Origin of the sequence: Bacillus sp. FCW2, from assembly GCF_021228595.1 — a bacterium.
GTDB lineage: Bacteria > Bacillota > Bacilli > Bacillales > Bacillaceae > Bacillus > Bacillus velezensis.
On sequence record NZ_CP089436.1, the window covers coordinates 2,972,367 to 2,991,509 of the forward strand.

Annotated in this window: 19 protein-coding genes; 14 read left to right on the forward strand and 5 right to left on the reverse strand. The window is 48.2% G+C overall.

Annotation, left to right across the window (positions count from 1 at the left end):
- The first annotated feature begins 32 nt into the window (after positions 1-32).
- The 10 genes from K3G25_RS20770 to K3G25_RS15040 all read left to right on the forward strand — a co-directional run bounded on the left by K3G25_RS20770 (position 33) and on the right by K3G25_RS15040 (position 7,608).
- Positions 33-167 (forward strand): hypothetical protein, encoded by a 135-nt coding sequence (locus K3G25_RS20770; RefSeq protein ID WP_021495310.1) that lies wholly within the window; start codon positions 33-35, stop codon positions 165-167.
- A gap of 191 nt (positions 168-358) precedes the next feature.
- Positions 359-802: a Ser-Thr-rich GPI-anchored membrane family protein gene (locus tag K3G25_RS15000; protein WP_061861119.1), complete on the forward strand. Its 444-nt coding sequence runs from the start codon at positions 359-361 to the stop codon at positions 800-802.
- Positions 803-1,066: 264 nt separating this feature from the next.
- Positions 1,067-1,537 carry a helix-turn-helix transcriptional regulator gene (locus K3G25_RS15005; RefSeq protein ID WP_003156718.1) on the forward strand — a complete coding sequence of 157 codons (471 nt, stop codon included), beginning with the start codon at positions 1,067-1,069 and terminating at the stop codon, positions 1,535-1,537.
- 71 nt (positions 1,538-1,608) lie between these two features.
- Positions 1,609-2,679, forward strand: a complete 1,071-nt coding sequence (locus K3G25_RS15010; RefSeq protein ID WP_232489374.1) for an iron-containing alcohol dehydrogenase family protein — start codon at positions 1,609-1,611, stop codon at positions 2,677-2,679.
- An 81-nt stretch (positions 2,680-2,760) separates the two neighbouring features.
- Complete coding sequence (gene purT / locus K3G25_RS15015) at positions 2,761-3,915, forward strand: phosphoribosylglycinamide formyltransferase 2 (RefSeq protein ID WP_011996252.1); 1,155 nt, start codon at positions 2,761-2,763, stop codon at positions 3,913-3,915.
- A gap of 481 nt (positions 3,916-4,396) precedes the next feature.
- Complete coding sequence (gene pssA, locus K3G25_RS15020; RefSeq protein WP_007409002.1) at positions 4,397-4,930, forward strand: CDP-diacylglycerol--serine O-phosphatidyltransferase; 534 nt, start codon at positions 4,397-4,399, stop codon at positions 4,928-4,930.
- The gene (locus K3G25_RS15025) at positions 4,921-5,409 is read left to right on the forward strand and encodes a DedA family protein (RefSeq protein ID WP_003156711.1); all 489 of its coding nucleotides are present in this window, start codon (positions 4,921-4,923) and stop codon (positions 5,407-5,409) included. The genes pssA and K3G25_RS15025 overlap by 10 nt, the downstream gene beginning before the upstream one ends.
- Positions 5,402-6,217, forward strand: coding sequence for a phosphatidylserine decarboxylase (locus tag K3G25_RS15030; protein WP_015239079.1), 816 nt, complete (start codon positions 5,402-5,404; stop codon positions 6,215-6,217). Before K3G25_RS15025 ends, K3G25_RS15030 begins: the two co-directional genes overlap by 8 nt.
- 42 nt (positions 6,218-6,259) lie before the next feature.
- On the forward strand, positions 6,260-6,535 hold the full coding sequence (locus K3G25_RS15035) for a hypothetical protein (protein WP_232489375.1): 276 nt from the start codon (positions 6,260-6,262) through the stop codon (positions 6,533-6,535).
- 104 nt (positions 6,536-6,639) lie between these two features.
- On the forward strand, positions 6,640-7,608 hold the full coding sequence (locus K3G25_RS15040) for an oxygen-dependent tRNA uridine(34) hydroxylase TrhO (protein ID WP_031378711.1): 969 nt from the start codon (positions 6,640-6,642) through the stop codon (positions 7,606-7,608).
- Between the two features lie 36 nt (positions 7,609-7,644).
- Here the strand turns inward: K3G25_RS15040 and gltP are convergent, their stop codons facing one another.
- Positions 7,645-8,895, reverse strand: coding sequence for a glutamate-aspartate/proton symporter GltP (gene gltP / locus K3G25_RS15045; protein WP_007409006.1), 1,251 nt, complete (start codon positions 8,893-8,895; stop codon positions 7,645-7,647).
- A gap of 369 nt (positions 8,896-9,264) precedes the next feature.
- On the opposite strand from gltP, the gene K3G25_RS15050 reads away from it, so the two are divergent.
- The gene (locus K3G25_RS15050) at positions 9,265-10,332 is read left to right on the forward strand and encodes a branched-chain amino acid aminotransferase (RefSeq protein WP_015239080.1); all 1,068 of its coding nucleotides are present in this window, start codon (positions 9,265-9,267) and stop codon (positions 10,330-10,332) included.
- Between the two features lie 40 nt (positions 10,333-10,372).
- Here K3G25_RS15050 and K3G25_RS15055 read toward each other — a convergent pair whose 3' ends face one another.
- The 4 genes from K3G25_RS15055 to K3G25_RS15070 all read right to left on the reverse strand — a co-directional run bounded on the left by K3G25_RS15055 (position 10,373) and on the right by K3G25_RS15070 (position 15,397).
- Complete coding sequence (locus K3G25_RS15055; protein ID WP_161512148.1) at positions 10,373-11,776, reverse strand: amino acid permease; 1,404 nt, start codon at positions 11,774-11,776, stop codon at positions 10,373-10,375.
- A 113-nt stretch (positions 11,777-11,889) separates the two neighbouring features.
- Positions 11,890-12,837, reverse strand: coding sequence for a homocysteine S-methyltransferase (gene mmuM, locus K3G25_RS15060; protein ID WP_061861121.1), 948 nt, complete (start codon positions 12,835-12,837; stop codon positions 11,890-11,892).
- Between the two features lie 115 nt (positions 12,838-12,952).
- Entirely contained in the window at positions 12,953-14,389 is a 1,437-nt protein-coding gene (locus K3G25_RS15065; protein ID WP_022552527.1) for an alanine/glycine:cation symporter family protein, read from the reverse strand.
- Between the two features lie 24 nt (positions 14,390-14,413).
- Positions 14,414-15,397, reverse strand: coding sequence for a glutaminase (locus tag K3G25_RS15070; protein ID WP_014416818.1), 984 nt, complete (start codon positions 15,395-15,397; stop codon positions 14,414-14,416).
- A gap of 243 nt (positions 15,398-15,640) precedes the next feature.
- Between K3G25_RS15070 and K3G25_RS15075 the strand changes: the two genes are divergently transcribed.
- The 3 genes from K3G25_RS15075 to K3G25_RS15085 all read left to right on the forward strand — a co-directional run bounded on the left by K3G25_RS15075 (position 15,641) and on the right by K3G25_RS15085 (position 19,098).
- Positions 15,641-16,933 carry a two-component system sensor histidine kinase GlnK gene (locus K3G25_RS15075; RefSeq protein ID WP_022552528.1) on the forward strand — a complete coding sequence of 431 codons (1,293 nt, stop codon included), beginning with the start codon at positions 15,641-15,643 and terminating at the stop codon, positions 16,931-16,933.
- 1 nt (position 16,934) lies between these two features.
- A complete protein-coding gene (locus tag K3G25_RS15080; RefSeq protein ID WP_007409014.1) occupies positions 16,935-17,882 on the forward strand; it encodes a glutamine utilization two-component system response regulator GlnL in 948 nt (315 codons plus the stop codon).
- 295 nt (positions 17,883-18,177) lie between these two features.
- Positions 18,178-19,098 (forward strand): macrolide 2'-phosphotransferase, encoded by a 921-nt coding sequence (locus K3G25_RS15085; protein WP_053285447.1) that lies wholly within the window; start codon positions 18,178-18,180, stop codon positions 19,096-19,098.
- Positions 19,099-19,143 lie beyond the last annotated feature (45 nt).

A 19,143-nucleotide genomic window follows, 5' to 3' on the forward strand; every position in this document is an offset into this window, starting at 1 on the left:
GTAGTGTGCGTTCATTCATAGGTGGCAAACGTATGACAGCTTGTCATGGGTTTATGAGTTTGTTCAAGCAGGGACAGCCCCATCATACAGCCGCAGCACAAACGCCGAAAGAGGCATTGATAGGAAAAGACCTCGCTATGACAATTGATACAAAAACAACAAAATGAATAGCGGTTTAAAGTAACTTTATCACTTAATCAAAAATAACAAGAATCATAAGTAGTAGTCATATAGTCATTTTAAGGACTGTTCACATCTCTTCCTGCGGTCAAAATGGTTAGTTGGACGGATTTATGATTGGCTATATTGTCATTAACATAAATAGGGTAAATAGTTACAGGAAGGAAGGATTTTCTCGATGAAAAGCAAAAAGATTTTTAAGTCGCTCATCATTATTTTTACTCTTTTAATCAGCGGAATTGGTTTTATGGCTTTTTCTTCTCCGCAAAAAGCAGAGGCTAAAGACTGGCTTCATACTTATAAAAGCGGGTATTTCACTAACTATGTGATCAATACATATCACCCTAAATTCACTAAAACGACAAAAAAGTACAGCTTGAGAGCCGTGACTTTTAAATCCAACAGTAAAGGGAAGGGTACGTATAAAATATACGTCCAAAAGCAAGTCAACGGCAAAGGTGCCTGGAAAACAATCAAAACCGCCAATGCAAAGAAAAATGGAACGACTTATTTTGAAACACCTTCGTTAAAAAAAGGGGATTCATACAGATTTAAAATGGTCAATCAGGGTTCGAAAAAACGTGTCAATTATAGTGCAAGATGGATTGTATTCGCTTCATAATGCCGATTTTCCGGTCTATAAAGTTTTAGCTGCTGCAGCTGCGGCAGCTTTTTATTTTCTCCGGAGCTCAACCGCCAGGGAGCCCGCACCTGTCTCTTCGGGCGTACGTTTGTATTCACCGCATCATTCTGGATTATGCGGAAAGGTACATCGCTTCAATGATAAGCCAAATCCCGGGTTCTTTTGATTCGTTTGAAAATGTTCTGATATAAAAAAGGCGTGCCGCGGTGTAAAATGGCTATATTGATAAATATGGAGGTTGAGATGGATCAAGATTATATGACTGAGCTTGTCTCAGTCCAGCTGAAGAAAATCCGGTCGGAGAGAGGCTACACACAGGAGAAAATGGCGGATGTGATCGGCCTTTCTAAAAAGTCGCTGGTGCAGATTGAGAAAGGGCGGGCGCTTGCGGAATGGCCGCACGTTGTGGCGGTTTGCGCGCTTTTCAGATCAAGTGAAACACTGCAATCCGTATTAGGAGATGATCCGCTGGAGGTCATTGAAACGGTTGCTCACCGCACAATTGACAGGCCGAAGGGGAAGACGATGGGCGGCAAGGTGTGGTGGAAAGCCATCGAGAAAAAAGGCGAGTTCCGCTTGCAGCAGCATTTGATTTCCCACCATTACCGCATCCTTGATTCCTATGATGATCTGTGGTTCAGCAGTTTTGAAAAGGCAGAGGCTTTAGAACGGCTTGATGAGCTGTTTTTGGAGGCGGAAGAAGCGAAGCGCTGAGCACCTCCGGTTGATGTATTTTCTGACAAGTGGGAAAATATATATAAATTCCAGCCAAAGGAGAGATTCGAATGAAGCCTGAAGATATCGTCCGAAGCGGCCCGAATCAGTACATATGCAAGGAAGGAATCGCAAAAGAACTTCCGGGGCTGCTGGAGACATTCAGAAAACCCGTTATTGTGGCCGGAATCAAATCCTATCAGGCGTTCTCCGATTACAGCGGCGGTTCTTCCTGGGATGTGATTCAGCATAAAGGATACTGTTCACCTGAGGCGGTGCGTAAGGTCTGTGAGCAGGCGGAAGACGCGGATGTGATCATCGGTATCGGAGGCGGCACGATTTTGGATTTGGCAAAAGCGGCGGCAGACCGGCTTGATATAGAGGCTGTGATGGTTCCTTCCATTGCGGGGACGTGTGCGGCAAGTACGCCGTTAAGTGTCATGTATGATGAGAGCGGCAATTTTATCAGAGTGGATTATCATAAGCGTTCAAGCTATTTGACGCTTGTTGATCCGCTGTTTTTACTTTCCTCTCCCATTGAATATATGAAAAGCGGGATCGGTGATACGCTGGCGAAATGGTATGAGGCTGAGGCGGTCATCAGAAATACGGAGGAGGCGGCGCCGCTGATGGCGCAGGCGGGGCTGAGACAGGCGGAATATATCCGTAATCTGTTATTGCGTTACAGTGAAGCGGCCGTCGGAAGCATGGAGAAAGGCGAGCTGTCCGTGCCGTTCATCCATACGGCGGAAACGATCATTATGCTTGCGGGAACGGTCGGCGGGTATGGCGGCCGTTTGTGCAGGATGGCAGGGGCGCATGCGGTCCACAACGGACTCAGTTTTCTCCAGGAGACACATCAGGTGCTGTATGGCCAGAAGGTTGCTTACGGCATATTGGTGCAGCTCGCGCTCGAGAATCGGAGACCTGAGATTGAGGAGCTGCTTCCGTTTTACCGCCGGCTCGGTTTCCCTGTCAGCCTCTGTGATCTCGGCATCCTTGACAACCATGAGGAAGCCAAGCGCCGTATTGCTTCTCACGCCTGCCGGGCGGAAGAATCGTTATGTTTAATGGGGCAATATCGCGAGAAGGACGTGTCAGCTGCGATTGAATCGCTCGAATCAGCGCAAAAGACAGGATAGAGCTTGTCATCTATCTTGTCTTTATTTTTTGAATATTTCCGTTATAATGAGTGGGGTATAGAAAGGGAGGGGCCAAAGGACATGTATCAGGCGAAGAAGATGTTGTTATTAGGATCAGGCGAGCTGGGGAAAGAAGTCGTCATTGAAGCGCAGCGGCTCGGGGTTGTCACTGTAGCCGTTGACAGCTATGAGCATGCTCCCGCCATGCAGGCCGCGCACAAAAGCTATGTGATTGATATGCTTGATAAAGCGCAGGTCAGAGAAGTCATTGAGAAAGAAAAACCGGACTTGATTGTGCCGGAAGTGGAAGCCATTGCGACGGATGAGCTGCTGAAGCTTGAGGAAGAAGGGTTTCACGTCATTCCGAATGCGCGTGCGGCAAAGCTGACGATGGATCGTGAAGGCATCAGACGGCTTGCGGCAGAGACGCTTCATCTTCCGACTGCCGGCTATGAATTCGCGAATACATATGAAGAATTTAAAGAAGCGGCGGAAACAATCGGCTTTCCGTGCGTGGTAAAACCGCTGATGAGCTCTTCCGGAAAAGGGCAAAGCGTGTGCCGCTCGGCTTCCGGGCTGAAAAGCTGCTGGGACATGGCGATGGAAGGCGGCCGGGTGAAAAACGGCCGGGTCATCGTTGAGGAATTCATTCCGTTTGAATCAGAAATCACTCTTCTGACAGTGCGCGCGGCGAACGGTACGTCCTTTTGCGCGCCGATCGGACATGAACAAAAAGACGGTGACTATATTGAATCATGGCAGCCTCATCATATGACGGAGCAGCAGATCAAAGAGGCGAAACATATTGCGAAAAGCATAACGGACGAGCTCGGCGGATACGGTTTGTTCGGGGTGGAGCTTTTCCTTACTGAAGATAAAGTATATTTCAGCGAGGTGTCTCCCCGTCCGCATGATACGGGGCTCGTTACGCTTGTGACGCAAAATTTGTCGGAGTTTGCGCTGCATGTCCGCGCGGTATTGGGATTCCCGATTCCGGAAATCACTCAGCTGTCGCCGGGGGCAAGCCGTCCGCTGAAGGCGCCAAAAGAGCTTGCTGATTATGCGGTTGAAGGTTTGGAGAAGGCTTTGGCGGTAAAAAGCACTCAGGTCCGCGTATTCGGTAAACCCGTCACGAAAGTAGGACGCCGTATGGCTGTTGCGCTTTCTGCAGCCGAGACCGTTGAAGAGGCCAGAGAAAGAGCGGCCGAAGCACTCAGTCATTTATCAATTACATAAAATGATCTTAAAAGGCGTTTTTACCGTAATGGTAAGGCGCCTTTTTTGTTTGGACAGACTATATACTGGAAAACGGGGTTGTGAGATAATGTATGGGCCGCTTTGTATCAGTCAGACTTTTCAACTCTTGAAACTTTTTATGTCCGCAATCGTTATATGTAATGTTCTCATTTCACTGAGAAGGAAATAACAATACATCATACGGCTTTTCATTCATCAAGAACGGACAATCCGGATCGCGGCATGGAATATTTAAGCAGGGTAATCCGGAATAGGGGAAACCATGATTGCTTACCTTAATATGAACGGCGAAAAAACAAAAATCACCAGATTAGATTGTTCAAATAACACCAAATGCTGTATAATAAAAGAATTTGAATGATAGCATTGAAAGAATTCCATTTTATGTTTCCGTAAAATGGAGTCTTTATGCATACGCAGTCCGATTTGATATGGTTTTAATTGGAGGTTTGTGTAAACTGTGAATTATATACCTAGTATGATTACAATTGGAAATTTTATTTGCGGGCTCTTATCGATTCATTCCCTTTTGTATCATAATATACACTCTGCGGTGATCTTTATTTTCACCGGGATGTTTCTTGATTTCTTTGACGGTTTGGCCGCCCGTAAGCTGAACGCGGTATCGGAGATGGGAAGAGAGCTTGACTCCTTTGCTGATCTCGTGACGTTCGGCGTAGCGCCGTCCATGCTCGCTTACAGTGTTTCACTATATACGATTCCGTTCATCGGAATTTTAATCGCGCTTTCCTACAGCATCTGCGGGATGATCCGTCTTTCCAGATTTAATATTGAACAAAGCAAGCTGCCGACGTTTATCGGGATGCCGATTCCGTTTGCGGGTATGTGTCTTGTCATTTTGAGCTTTATCAATAACGCTTTTCTTCTGGGGGCGGGAACGATCGCGCTCGGTTATTTAATGGTCAGCAACATTAAATTTCCGCACTTTAAAAAACAGGCGCCTGAAAACCTGGAGAGCAGAAGATGGAATTAGTTCAGCAATTAATATCCGATTACGGATATATCGCGATTTTTCTTATGCTGACACTCGGTATTATCGGATTGCCTATTCCGGATGAAGTCATGATGACGCTTGTGGGCTACTTCGCTCATTTAAACGTGCTGAATTACGGGCTCTCCATTCTGATCAGCTTTATCGGAGCGCTCCTTGGGATGATTATCAGCTACTTCATCGGCAGAAAAGCCGGCCGGCCGTTTATTAATAAGTTCGGAAAATGGGTCGGCCTGAAGGAAAAGAGGATGGAGAAAGTAGACAGGTGGATGAAGAAGTACGGGCCGTACACCATTATTTTAGGTTATTTCATCCCCGGCATCAGACACGTGACCTGCTACTTTTCCGGAATCGGCAGAATGGAATTCAAAACCTACTTATGCTTCGCCGCCATCGGAGCGTTTTTATGGTGTTTTATTTTTATTACTATAGGAAAATTCATAGGAGTAATCAATGTTTAATACTGCCGCTAAAGTTCTTTACCGTTCATTGATTGAACTGACTAATAATCGATTGACGTCTTATCTCATTAAAAACTTCTGTGAATCGAAACTGAGCAAGCCGATGATTCCGCTGTTTTCCAAACACTATCGTATCAACTGGAATGAAACGGAACGTACGGCTTCTGACTTTGATTCACTGGCGTCATTTTTTATTCGTGATATTAATTTGAATCTCCGCCCCGTGGCAAAAGAGAAGAACGCCATCGTCAGCCCGGTGGACGGCGTCGTTCAGACGGTGGGCATGATTAATCCCAATCAAACTTTCATGGTAAAAGGGAAGGATTATTCGTTCGCTGAACTGACGGGGTTTAAAAGCGCCGATCACAAGTATAACGGCGGGTGTTTTGCCGTGCTTTACCTTAGCCCGAGACATTACCACCGCTTCCATTCTCCCGTCAGCTGCACGTATCAGAAGCTGGCCGAGCTGGGGAAACGCTCCTATCCCGTTAATACGATGGGGTTAAAGTACGGGAAAGATGTGCTCTCAAAAAATTACCGTTATGTGTACGAGCTGACCCGTGCTGATCAGCAGATGCTCATGATTCCGGTAGGTGCGATGAATATTAACTCGATCGTTCAGACAAACACCGGAAACAGGCTTGAGACGGGGGAAGAGCTGGGCTATTTTTCATTTGGATCGACCGTTATTTTAGTATTCGAGAAAGATATGTTTACCCCTTCGGATAACCTGACTGAAGGCCGTGAATTACAGGTCGGCCAGATCATCGGTTATGCGGAGTCACAGGAGGAGGCGTCCGCTTTATAAAAGCTGCTCCTCTTTTTTATATGGTGTAAGGAAGTGAACATTATGGAAGAAAAGGATTTGGCAAAGCTGATAGAACAGTACCGGCATACAGGCGATCAGCAAATTCTTGAAGCCGTGCGGGACGCATGCCGGCCTGTCATTGAGGCGCTCATCTCAGAACTGGCTGAAGACAGCGCCGATCTTCTGCGGACAAAAGGCCGTGAACGTTTTCCGTTTATTATCGGCAAGTATCAGACCGCGGCCGGCCTTTCGATTGAGACCTTTTTGCGCAATACGTATCGGTTTTATTTTCAGCAGGTTTTAAAAGGCGAAGCGTGACTGGAAGAAAGAGTACGGACGGAAATGTTCATCTTTCGCCCGTTTTCCTGTATGATATAGTAGAGTGTGCGATCATTAATATAATTGAACAGGGTGTATAAATCATGGAAAAACAATATAGAGTTTTACTTTATTATAAATATGTAAAGATTGATGAGCCTGAGGAGTTCACGGCTCAGCATTTGAAGTTTTGTAAGGAGCTCGGTCTGTTAGGCCGTATTTTGATTTCTGAGGAAGGCATTAACGGTACGGTGTCCGGAACGGTTGAACAGACGGATCAATACATGAATGCGCTGAAAGCTGATCCGCGCTTTGCCGACATGCCGATCAAAATTGACGAGGCTGACGGACATGCATTCCGCAAAATGTTTGTGCGCCATAAAAAAGAATTGGTGACGCTTCGTCTCGAAGATGATGTTGATCCGAATGTCACGACGGGCAAGCATTTGAAACCGAAAGATTTTTATGAGCAAATGCAGGACCCTGACACGATCGTGATCGACGCCAGAAACGACTATGAGTATGATCTCGGTCATTTCCGCGGAGCGGTCAGACCTGATATTGAGGCGTTCCGTGAGCTGCCGGACTGGATTGAAGAACACAAAGACATGCTTGAAGGCAAAAAAATCCTCACGTACTGCACAGGCGGCGTACGCTGTGAGAAATTTTCCGGCTGGCTGCTGAAGAAGGGCTTTGAAGACGTGTCCCAGCTTGACGGCGGTATCGTCACTTACGGTAAAGATCCTGAAGTGAAAGGGCAGCTGTGGGACGGACAGTGCTACGTGTTTGACGAAAGAATCAGCGTACCGGTCAACCGCGTAGAGCACGTCATCATCGGAAAAGATTATTTCACGGGCGAGCCGTGCGAGCGTTATGTGAACTGCGCAAATCCGGCATGTAATAAAAAAATGATCTGCACACCTGAGAATGAATACAAATACATGCGCAGCTGCAGTCACGAATGCCGTACGAACGAACGCAACATGTATGTGAAAGAGCACGAAATGACTCAGGAAGAAATCAATGAACGCCTTGCTTTGATTGAAAAAGAGGATCATGCGGCGATTGATTAATAAAAAAGACCACCAATGAGGTGGTCTTTTTTGTGTTTACATACTTTCTGTCCGGGCGGTCTGGTCTGCCGTGACGGGTCCTTTATATTTGAATGCTTTTTCCCACTTGGACACGACGATGCAGGCGACCGCATGGCCGGGCACGTTGACGCCGGTCCGCGCCATGTCCATGACGCGGTCGACACCGGCAATGATGGCGACACCTTCCGCGGGGAGACCAACGGCATTCGCTGTCGCCAGAAGCACGACGAGTGAGCCTGACGGGACGGCGGCAATGCCTTTGCTTGTCATCACGAGGACAAGCATCATCAGAAGCTGCTGAGAAAGCGGCATCTCCACATGAAACGCCTGCGCCAGGAAAATACAGGACACCGATAAATAGAGGCTTGAGCCGTCACAGTTCAGCGATAAACCTGACGGAACCACAAAGGAGACGACCCGCTTCGGACAGCCGTATTTTTCCATCCGATCCATCAGCTGAGGCAGAATGGTTTCTGTGCTTGTCGTGGAGAAAGCGATCAAAAACAGATCCCAAATCATTTTCAGCACTTCAAAGTACTTGATTTTAAAGATAAGCCCCACGATCGGAAACAGAACGAAGAGTATCAGGAACAGCCCGAGGAACACAGTGCCGATCAGCTTCAGCATCGGAAGCAAAAGCGCGATTCCGAATTGCCCGACGGAGGCGGCCATCAGGGCGAGAACGCCGATCGGAGCGGTGACCATCACCATCTGCGTGAGTTTGAACATAATATTTGCCGTGGATTCGAAGAAACTCATGACAGGTGCGGAGGCTTTGCCGATGCCGGCTGCGGCAACACCGAATAAAATCGCGAAAAAAATGACGGCGAGAAGATCGTTTTTCGCCATGACGTCAATGATGTTAACGGGGATAATATCAAGAAGCATTTGTTTCAGGTCGACTACTTTTTCCGTATAGCCGGAAAGCTCGTGAATATCTTTTTTAGCAAGATGAGAGAGGTTAAGTCCGACTCCCGGCTTCAGCACGTTCGCCAATAACAGACCGAGCGCCAGAACAAGCGTCGTAATCACTTCGAACCAAATAATCGTTTTGATGCCGAGACTGCCCATTTTTTTCATACTGCCGCTGCCGGCGGCTCCGATGACAATGGTTGAAAACACGATCGGCACGACAATCATTTTAATCAGGCGGATAAATCCGTCTCCGACGGGCCGCAGCGCCATCCCGAAATCCGGGAAGAAATGGCCGATCAATGCTCCGATGGCTAAAGCGATCAAAATCTGGAATGCGATAAATTTTTTCAAGCGAATCCCCCTTTTACTTGCGCATTTCATACGTAATTCGTGAAGCAGGCGGCAACCACCTTCCTATCCGCCATAAATTTGTCACATTATTGACTGTGCGAAAGAAAGGATTGCTTTACATTATGTAAGCGCAATCATTTAATATGACAGAAAGTCCTCATTGGAAAAAATGAAGGAGAATAAAATAAAGTTAGATTTTCGCTTGAAAATATCAAAAATTGTGATAATTATCCTCTTATAAGTGGTATATTTGATATGATACGGTCAACTGCATTCTCATATATCTGTGCATACAAGATTCGGACAGAGAAAACAGGCAGTTTATAAAAGACTGAAAATTTAAACAATTACAAGAAAGGTGTGCTTTTGTTGAATCAACTGATTGAAAGACGTAAGGTCACAGCAAGAAAAGAAAAACCGGATTCCGCTTCATTGGGATTTGGCAAGTACTTCACTGATTACATGTTTGTCATGGATTACGAAGAGGAGAGAGGCTGGCATGATCCGAGAATCACACCTTATGAACCGGTCCGCCTTGACCCTTCCGCATCGGTTTTTCATTACGGGCAGGCCGTATTTGAAGGGCTGAAGGCTTACAGATCAGAAGACGGCCGGGTGTTGATGTTCCGTCCTGACCAAAATATAAAACGGCTGAATAAATCGTTACGGCGGATGAGCATGCCGCCTCTTGACGAGAAGCTGGCGCTGGAAGCATTGATACAATTGGTGGAGCTGGAGCAGGAATGGATACCGATAGAAAAAGGAACCTCTTTATATATCCGTCCGTTTGTGATTGCGACTGAGCCTTCTTTAGGCGTCCGGCCTTCAAAGCGTTACAAGTTCATGGTTGTTCTGACGCCTGTCGGTTCGTACTACGGCGATCAGCTGAAACCGATCCGTATTTATGTGGAGGATGAGTATGTGCGTGCCGTCACCGGCGGAGTGGGCGACGTCAAAACGTCCGGAAATTATGCGGCCAGCTTACAGGCTCAGCGGAAAGCCGAAGAACTGGGGTATGATCAGGTGCTTTGGCTCGACGGGGTGGAAAAGAAATATGCCGAAGAGGTAGGAAGTATGAATATCTTTTTCATCATAAACGGAGAGGCCGTAACGCCGTCATTAAACGGAAGCATTCTCGGGGGCATCACCCGCGCATCTGTGATAGAGCTGTTAAAAAGCTGGGGCATCCGCGTCAGGGAAGAACAGGTCGCCATTGATGACATCTATGAGGCTGCGATGAGAGGCGAGGTGTCAGAGGTATTCGGTACGGGAACCGCGGCCGTCATCTCGCCGGTCGGCGCGCTGCACATTCACGGAGAAACGATTGAGCTGAATAACGGTTTGATCGGTGAAGTGTCAGAAAGGCTCTATGAAACGATTGCCGGCATCCAAGTCGGGAAGGTGCGGGATTCGTTCAGATGGGTGGTTGAAGTATAAATGAAAAAAGAACCCTTGCGCTGCAGGGTTCTTTTTTCGGTTATTGGGATTTTACGGCTTGCACGCGGGCTCTGCTTTTCCGGTTTTTCAAGTAATAAGCGCTGTAGCAAACGGCCATAAATGCAATTCCGCAATAAAGGGCGATGGCCTGGTTCGGATCAAAAGCGATGCCGATACAGGAGGCGAGGCACAGGAGAAAGGCCGCTATCGGTACGGCCGGATATCCCGGCGTCCTGTATTTCAAGTCTGAAAGCTGGTGCCCTTCTGTAAGAAACCGTCTTCTGAACAAAAATTGCGATGCGGCGATGCTCATCCACACAGCCACTACCGCAAATCCTGAGACGGAGACGAGAACAAGATAGACTGTATCCGCTGCAACCACGCTTGACAACAACGACAGAATGCCGCCGATCATACTGAAGATCAGAGCGTTAAAAGGAATGCCTCTAGAAGTCAGCCTGGCAAAGGCGGGATGAAGCTCCCCTTCTTTAGACAGGGACCACAGCATACGTGATGACGCGTACAGCCCTGAATTGGCCGCAGACAGAAGCGCTGTTAAAATGACGAAATTCATCAGATCGGCCGCATAAGGCACGCCGACTCTGTCAAATACCGTGACGAACGGGCTTTCAATCACACCGGCTTCCTTGATGGAGATCATCCCTGACAGCACAAAAATCGTTCCGATAAAGAAAAGCGCCAGCCGCCAGACTGTGGTTTTAATGGCGCGCGGAACGGTTTTTTCCGGATCGGCGCTTTCCCCTGCGGCGATTCCGATCAATTCCGTCCCTGAAAAAGCGAAGTTTACTGAAAGCATTGTCATCAGTATCGGGAAAAAGCCATTTGGAAAAAGGCTGCCGCCATCCGTAAAGTTCGACAGCATAGGTGCGGCCTCACCGCTTTTCATCGGGACGATGCCGAACATCGCCGCTCCGCCCAATAAAATAAACAGTAAGATGGCTAAGACTTTAATGCTTGAGAACCAAAACTCCGATTCAGCAAAAAATTTCACGGAGAAGGCGTTTAATAAAAAGATGAGAAGAGCGAATACCGCACTCCACATCCAAACTGAAGTATGCGGGAACCAGCGCTGCATGAAAAGCCCGGCCGCCGTGAATTCAGAGCCCAGCGCCACCGCCCACGTCAGCCAGTACAGCCATGCGACCGTAAAGCCCGTCGCCGGCCCAATATAGGTTTTCGCATAAGTATGGAATGCGCCCGTCACGGGCATAGCTACTGACAGTTCACCAAGGCAAAGCATGACAAGATAGACGATGCCCGCGCCCAAAAGGTAAGCGAAAATGGTGCCCGCCGGACCCGCCTGATGAATGGTATACCCAGAGCTTAAAAACAGCCCCGTTCCGATCACACCTCCGAGTGATAGCATAAAGAGGTGTCTGCTTTTCATACTTCTCTGAAAATTCGTCTCGTTCTTGTTGTTCATTGTTTTCCAACTTTCTGCGAGGGCCGTTCTAATAAAAAATCTCATGCCGGCGAACGGCACGAGATTCCGGCGAACCGGCTTTTTGAATAGAATATACAAACTATTCCGATTAGTCAAGTTGTTTTTAAGGTCTTGGCCCAATCGGCAATGGCCTGAATGTCCGCAGGTTTCGTCCGGCAGCAGCCTCCGATCAGGCTCACGCCGTTTTCGTACCAGCTTTGCGCGCTTTTTCCGAAATGGTTTTCGCACGCTGCGCCTTTCCAGGTTTTTGTCACTGGGTCATATTGTTCGCCGGAGTTCGGATAGGCGATAATCGGTTTGGATGCTGACCGTTTGATTTCTTCTATCAGCGGCGGAATATGTTCAATCGGTGTGCAGTTGATGCCGATCGCTGCGATTTGGCTGCAGGAGTCAAGCAGGGCCGCGCATTCGGAAATAGGCGTGCCTTCGCTGATATGCCGTCCGTCTTTGGCGCTGAAGCTGATCCATGCATAAGTGCCGGGGAATTCCTCCAGCAGCCTTGTGATCGCTTTTGCTTCTGACAGGCACGGAATGGTCTCGCAGGCCAAAAGATCGGCACCGGATTCTATGAGGGCTTTCATCCGGGGGCGGTGAAAGCTGATCAGCTCATCCTCCGTCAGTCCGTAATGCCCGCGATATTCTGAGCCGTCAGCGAGGCTCGCGCCGTAAGGTCCGATAGAAGCGGCGACCAAAGGTTTGGGCCGGTGTAAACGGTTTTCTTCATGCGCCCAAAATTCATCGCGTGCTTGTGCGGCAAGTTCAACAGATGTCTGAATGAGACGTATCGCATCGGTTTCCGGGATGCCGCGCGCTGCAAATCCTTCGATTGTCGATTGATAACTGGCGGTGATCGCGCAATCAGCGCCGGCGGCAAAATATTCTGCATGCACCTGTTTGATCAGTTCTGGTCTCTCCAAAAGAATTTTGGCCGACCACAGATCGTCATGTAAATCACAGCCCATCCGCTCAAGCTCGGTTGCCATCGCGCCGTCTATGATCATCACCGGGTATTCATTTAATATTTGTGTAATGGGATTCATAGGCCTTCCTTTCTGACTTTACTGAAAATATATAAAAAGGGTAATGGACGCTTTTCTCTTTGTCAATGAACCGGCAGAAAAAAGGTGTTCAGGACGCTGCCCGAACACCTTTTGTTTAGGAAATGTGTTTGCCTTTCGCACTTTTCGCGATGTCTGAATACTCCCAGCATTCGATCCCGTCATCATCAGGGAGCACATCTCTGTAAAAGACGGGGTCCTTTCCGGCTTTCTTTTGCCGGACATAATCGCTCAAAGCGGCAAACGCTTTTTTCGACAGAAGGAAAATCGCGATTAAGTTCACGACCACCATTAAGCCCATGAACAAGTCAGCCATATCCCACACAAGCTGGACTTTGGAAATACAGCCGAACAGTACCATTCCGAGCACGCAGATGCGGTAAATGAACAGCCATTTTTTGTTCTGGCTTAAAAATCCGATATTGGTTTCTCCGTAATAATAGTTGCCCATCAGAGCGCTGAAGCCGAACAAAAGCATTAAGACGGCAAGGAAACCTGACGCCCACGCGCCGACATGGTCGCTCAAGGCGGCCTGAGAAAGCGCGATGCCGCTCAGTCCCGGCTGGTGATAAGCGTCTGAAAATAAAATGATAAGCGCCGTGCTTGTACAAATGACGAGCGTATCCGTCAGGACGCCGAATGCCTGAATGAGCCCCTGTTTCACCGGGTGGCTCGTCGTAGCTGTCGCCGCCGCGTTCGGAGCGCTTCCCATACCTGCTTCATTTGAGAAAATCCCGCGTCTTACACCTTGCATCAAGGCCGCACCTAAAGCGCCGCCCGCTGCCTGATCAATGCCGAACGCATTTTTTACGATTAGGGACAGAACGCCGGGCAATTGGGTGATGTTCGTCAGAATGACAAAGAAAGCGACACCGATATATAAAACGGCCAAGACGACTACGATGTATTCCGCCATTTTCGCAATTCGTTTGACGCCGCCGAAGATTACGCCGCCGAAAACCAAGATTAACATAATGCCCAATGTAAGCCGGCTGGTGCCGAATGCGTTTTGAAAGGCGACGCTGATCGTATTGGATTGAACGGAATTAAAAACAACCCCGAATGACAGTGTGATTAATACGGCGAACAGCGCGCCCATCCAGCGTTTCTTCAGGCCCTTTTCCATGTAATAGGCCGGGCCCCCGCGGAATCCGTTTTGATCTTTCACTTTATAAATTTGGGCCAGCGTGCTTTCAACAAAGCTTGAAGCCGAACCGATGACTGCGATAATCCACATCCAGAAAATAGCGCCCGGACCGCCGAGTGCGATCGCAATGGCGATTCCGGTAATATTCCCGGTTCCGACACGCGCCGCCATACTGATGCAAAATGCCTGAAACGGGGAAATGCTGTTTTTTGTCCGGGCGGCCGCGCCTTCCTTCAAAACCCGGATCATTTCCTTCAGCATGCGGACTTGCAGACCCTTTGATCTGAACGTAAAAAACAGTCCCAGAGAAAGAAGCAGTACGATTAACAGTTTTGACCATAAAAAATCATTTGCCGAGCCGATTACATTTTCAAGGAATTCCTGCATCCAATCACCTCTTGGTTCGTTTGATTAAAAAATACTGAGCTCCCACTCCTGTGCGATATGTTTCAGCAGCATGCCGCCGGTCAGGCTGTTGCCGTATTCATCAATGGCCGGACCGTAAATGCCGATGCCGCACCCGTTATGAAAAGGCTGTTCTCTTCTGGCGCTTGGGGGAACCAATGCCATAATGCCGCCGGATACCCCGCTTTTGGCGGGGACGCCGACGAAAGCCGCATATTTGCCTGACGCATTGTACATCCCGCACGTCAGCATCAGGGCTTTGGCGAGTTTCGCGACATCTTTCGGAATGACCTGTTCCCGTCGGATCGGATGGTAGCCGTCATGCGCAAGTATCAATCCGATTAAAGCGATGTCCTCGGTTGTACCCTCCATGGCGCACTGCTTTAAATACACTTCAAGCGTTTCTTCCACATCCGCCTCGAGAAAGTTCGTTTCTTTTAAATAGTAGGCGAGCGCTCTGTTCCGATGCGCGGTCTGCCATTCAGAACGGAAGACCTCCTCGTGAACGTGAGGCCGTTTTCCTATTAATTTTTCAAAAACGGAAAAGAGATATTCTAATTTATCATGCGCCGTTTCACCCGGAAGCAGCGAGGCGACGGTAATGGCGCCGGCATTGATCATCGGGTTGAAGGGCTTCCCGGGTTTATGGATTTCAAGCCGGATGATAGAATTAAACGCATCACCCGTCGGTTCCACGTCCACACGATCCAGCACGTAAGAAATGCCTCTGTTCATGCAGGCGGCAATAAAGCTGATGACTTTTGAGATGCTCTGCAATGTGAACGGGACATTCCATTCACCGGCATGAATCATTGAGCCATCCGGCTCTAATATGCAAATGCCCAGCTGAGAGTCGTTGATTTCTCCGAGGGCGGGTATATAATTTGCGCTTTTTCCATTGACGGAAAACGGTCGGTAATGCTCGACCCAATCTTGTAAAAGTGAAGCCAGTTCCTCTTTTTCAAGGCGCTCTCTGACCATATCTTTCATAACATTCCTCCTCTATTGCAAGCCTGTCCGAAGCGGAAACCGGTCTTGGAAAACGTTTTCAAAAATAGCGTGTTCCATGTTAATGTATAATGACATCTACAGAATCATACAAAATACGACAAAATCATTCTTAAAATAAGCCGATAGATTTATAAATCAGCCGGAGTGTCCCGCCATTCGGGTCTAAAGAAATTTGCGGACTGTATCGGTCTTGTTCAAAATAGACAGAAGAAGGAAGTGATTATGATCAGGCTCGACTATTTACTGAAAAAAGACGGCTATCTTTTCGCCCTTATGCTGATCACCGTGCCGCTGGCGGGGGAACTGAAATTTTACCCCCTGAATGAGGTATACCGGATCAGCTTCGGCGCCCCGGCTTTTTTCTTTTTTCTGCTGCTGCTTCGGCATGTGCCGGCAGTATTGTCAGGGCTGTTGACAGGTGCAGCCGTTGTGGCATTCCGGATCGGCCTGGCGTGCTGGGGAGGAGAGCATGCCGGCTTTACGGAGGCTTTTTTCAGCCAATATCCCAGTTTCTTTTTTTACTTTACATATGCCTGCTTGTTTTATGTGCTGAAGGTCAGGCTTTTTTGGGATCGGCCGCTGATGATCGGGTTTCTCGGTTTTCTCATTGAAATTGCGTCCGATGCCGTTGAAATGACGGTTCAGTTTTCCGGCGGCCGGCAGATTATGATGCCGGACAAGCTGGCGGATATTGCGGTTATCGCTGTTTCTCACACATTTATTGTGCTGAGTTTTTTCAACGTGATGAAGCTGCACGAATCTCAGGTCAGGGAAAAACAAACGAGAAAGCAGCATGAGCACATGCTGATGATTGTGTCTAACTTATATGAAGAAACGATTCATTTGAAAAAAACGCTGAAAACGACGGAGCATGTGACGAAAGAATCCTATCAGCTATATCGGGAAATGAGCGGGAACGACCGGGAGCTCGGGAGCCGAATGCTGCGCCTTGCGGGAGAAATTCATGAAGTGAAAAAAGACAATCAGCGAATATTCGCCGGCCTGTCGAAGCTGATTTCCAATGAGAGATTCCGGGATTACATGAATGCCGCCGCTCTGGTCGGCATCGTCATCCGAATCAATGAAAAATACGCCGAATCTTTAGGCAAGGACATTCAATTCCGGAGCGTGATTGAAGGAGAGCATCCCGATTATCACGTCTTTACCGTCTTGTCGATCTTAAATAATCTGACCGCCAATGCCGTCGAAGCCATGGGTGACAGGGGTGAGATCCGCCTCGCGCTGCGCAGGGCGGAGAGGGAGATGGCCGAATTTGAGGCGGAAGATGACGGTCCCGGCATTCCGGAAAAAATCGGAGAGGTCGTTTATGATCCCGGATTTACGTCCAAATACGATGAATTCGGCACACCTTCAACGGGCATCGGGCTTACTTACGTGAAGGAAATCGTAACTGAACTTGACGGAGACATTTCCTTTCATAACAAGCCAAAAGGCGTCATATTTACGATTAAACTGCCGGTGAAGCATTTGATTGCAGAAAGGATGAACTCATAATATGCGTTTTTTTATAGCTGATGATGACCGGGCGATCCGTTCCATTTTAAAACAGATGATCGAGGATGAGGACTTAGGCGAAGTCGTCGGTGAGGCAGAGGACGGAAGCCAGATTGAAGGGCATTATCTCCATTTTAAACAAGTCGATATTTTATTAATTGATCTGCTGATGCCGGGTCGGGACGGGATTGAGACGATCCGGCATCTTCAGGGATCGTACAACGGAAAAGCGGTGATGATATCGCAGGTGGAGGCAAAGGAAATGGTGGGAGAAGCTTATTCTCTCGGCATCGAATACTTTATCCACAAACCGATCAACAAAATCGAGATCGTCACCGTTTTGCGAAAAGTAAAAGAGCGGATTGAACTGGAAACCTCGATCGGCGATATCCAACACTCGTTAAGCCGTCTTATTCAGCGGAATGAGCCGAAAAAAAGCGGGCCGGGGGGGATGCACGAGAAATCAATCAAAGAAACAGGAAAATTTCTTTTATCGGAATTAGGCATCGTGGGAGAAAGCGGGGCGCATGACCTCATGGCCGTCCTTCACTATTTATTTGAGGATGAACAGGCGGAAAGAAACATCCCGTCTTTAAAGCAGATGTTTACAAACGTCGCCATCCGGAAGCTGGGGCCTGCGGCGGCACAAGCCGAGGTTAACAGAGAAATCAAAGCCTCGGAACAGCGGATCAGAAGGGCCGTCATTCATTCGTTAAACCACTTCGCTTCATTGGGCACAACTGATTTTTCAAACCCCAAATTTGAATATTACGCCTCGAAATTCTTTGATTTCCCCGCTGTCAGCAAGAGAATGAAAGAAATGCAGGCTAAGGAAACCGTGCCGCTTTCTCCGGTTAAAGTGAATATGAAAAAATTCATTCACGTCTTCTTTTTGGAGGCGAAAGATTTACGCGAAGGATCAAAATTTGTCAGCGGAGGCAGCCGGTAAGCTGATAAATAGGGTTTACGTATATAAGGTTTTTGTGTAAAATAATGTTAACTAAGAAAGAACGGAGGGGTCCTGATGGCAAGTCAAAATCCGGTTTTCGCACTAATAAAATAGTGTCAATGTCTCTGCCTTGAGCGCGGAGGAAACCGGGATTGTCTGCCTGAATAAAGGAACCTGAAGTAATAGTGAGGGGGCGGCGATTATGCCGCCCTCTTTTTGGCGTCTTCACATATCTCTTTCTCCTCCGCCTCAGGCGAAGCTCTGTGTCAGTAAATAAGGGAAATGGGGAAACGAAGTGACAAAACAAAGGGAAATAGAAACCGTTCTGAACATCGCAAAGGAAAATGGCTTACGGTTAAAATATGAAGGGGCGGACATAAATGAAACGGGTATGGACTTCCAAGTCGTATTTGCTGAAGATGACAGCGGCATGACATGGGTGCTCCGAAAGCCGCGCCGTCCCGATGTTATCGAAAGAGCGGCTGCAGAAAGCGGCGTTCTCGCGTTTCTCCGCAGCCATGCCGCGGTAGCAGTGCCCGATTGGCGGATTCATACACCGGAACTGATCGCTTATCCGAAACTGGACGGAATACCAGCTGCCGCAATTGATCTGGATAAGAAACAGTATGTCTGGAATATGGAACACGAGCCGCCTTCAGACGGTTTTGTCGGCTCGCTTGCCGCGGCATTAGCCGAGCTGCACGGGGCAGACCCGGATGCGGCCTTCAGATCCGGAATTGAAATCATAAAACCGGATGACGTCAGGCAAAGGGCGGCGGAATCAATGGATCATATAAAAAAAGAAATCGGGGTCTCAGAGCCGCTTTGGAAAAGATGGCAAACGTGGATAAATGACAGTTCGTACTGGCCTGATTTTTCCGCGCTGATCCATGGCGACTTGCATCCTCCGCATATTTTGATCGGCGAAAATCAGCGTGTGACGGGTCTCCTCGATTGGACGGAGGCAAAGGTTGCCGATCCGGCCAAGGATTTTGTCCTTTATCAAGTGATATTAGGAGAAAAAGAAACAAAACGGCTGATGAAGAGCTACGAAGCTGAAGGCGGGCGCGTCTGGCCGAAAATGCAGGAGCATGTGACAGAATGGCAGGCCGCTTATCCCGTGGAAACGGCGAAGTTCGCGCTTCAGACGGGGCAAGAGGAGCATATGCAAATGGCGCGGGACATGCTCGGCCTGTCCGATCCGAAAGGTTATTGACTTCCGCCGGATGACAGCGTATGATACATTTTAAAATAAAAGAAC

What these genes read in the sequence shown, in the direction of transcription:
- K3G25_RS15025 (WP_003156711.1), top strand. Translation starts at nt 4,921, where the DNA reads ATGGAATTAGTTCAGCAATTAATATCCGATTACGGATATATCGCGATT.
- K3G25_RS15010 (WP_232489374.1), top strand. Translation starts at nt 1,609, where the DNA reads ATGAAGCCTGAAGATATCGTCCGAAGCGGCCCGAATCAGTACATATGC.
- K3G25_RS15070 (WP_014416818.1), bottom strand. Translation starts at nt 15,397, where the DNA reads ATGAAAGATATGGTCAGAGAGCGCCTTGAAAAAGAGGAACTGGCTTCA.
- mmuM (WP_061861121.1), bottom strand. Translation starts at nt 12,837, where the DNA reads ATGAATCCCATTACACAAATATTAAATGAATACCCGGTGATGATCATA.
- K3G25_RS15075 (WP_022552528.1), top strand. Translation starts at nt 15,641, where the DNA reads ATGATCAGGCTCGACTATTTACTGAAAAAAGACGGCTATCTTTTCGCC.
- K3G25_RS15005 (WP_003156718.1), top strand. Translation starts at nt 1,067, where the DNA reads ATGGATCAAGATTATATGACTGAGCTTGTCTCAGTCCAGCTGAAGAAA.
- K3G25_RS20770 (WP_021495310.1), top strand. Translation starts at nt 33, where the DNA reads ATGACAGCTTGTCATGGGTTTATGAGTTTGTTCAAGCAGGGACAGCCC.
- K3G25_RS15080 (WP_007409014.1), top strand. Translation starts at nt 16,935, where the DNA reads ATGCGTTTTTTTATAGCTGATGATGACCGGGCGATCCGTTCCATTTTA.
- K3G25_RS15040 (WP_031378711.1), top strand. Translation starts at nt 6,640, where the DNA reads ATGGAAAAACAATATAGAGTTTTACTTTATTATAAATATGTAAAGATT.
- K3G25_RS15055 (WP_161512148.1), bottom strand. Translation starts at nt 11,776, where the DNA reads ATGAACAACAAGAACGAGACGAATTTTCAGAGAAGTATGAAAAGCAGA.
- purT (WP_011996252.1), top strand. Translation starts at nt 2,761, where the DNA reads ATGTATCAGGCGAAGAAGATGTTGTTATTAGGATCAGGCGAGCTGGGG.
- K3G25_RS15030 (WP_015239079.1), top strand. Translation starts at nt 5,402, where the DNA reads ATGTTTAATACTGCCGCTAAAGTTCTTTACCGTTCATTGATTGAACTG.
- K3G25_RS15065 (WP_022552527.1), bottom strand. Translation starts at nt 14,389, where the DNA reads ATGCAGGAATTCCTTGAAAATGTAATCGGCTCGGCAAATGATTTTTTA.
- K3G25_RS15000 (WP_061861119.1), top strand. Translation starts at nt 359, where the DNA reads ATGAAAAGCAAAAAGATTTTTAAGTCGCTCATCATTATTTTTACTCTT.
- K3G25_RS15035 (WP_232489375.1), top strand. Translation starts at nt 6,260, where the DNA reads ATGGAAGAAAAGGATTTGGCAAAGCTGATAGAACAGTACCGGCATACA.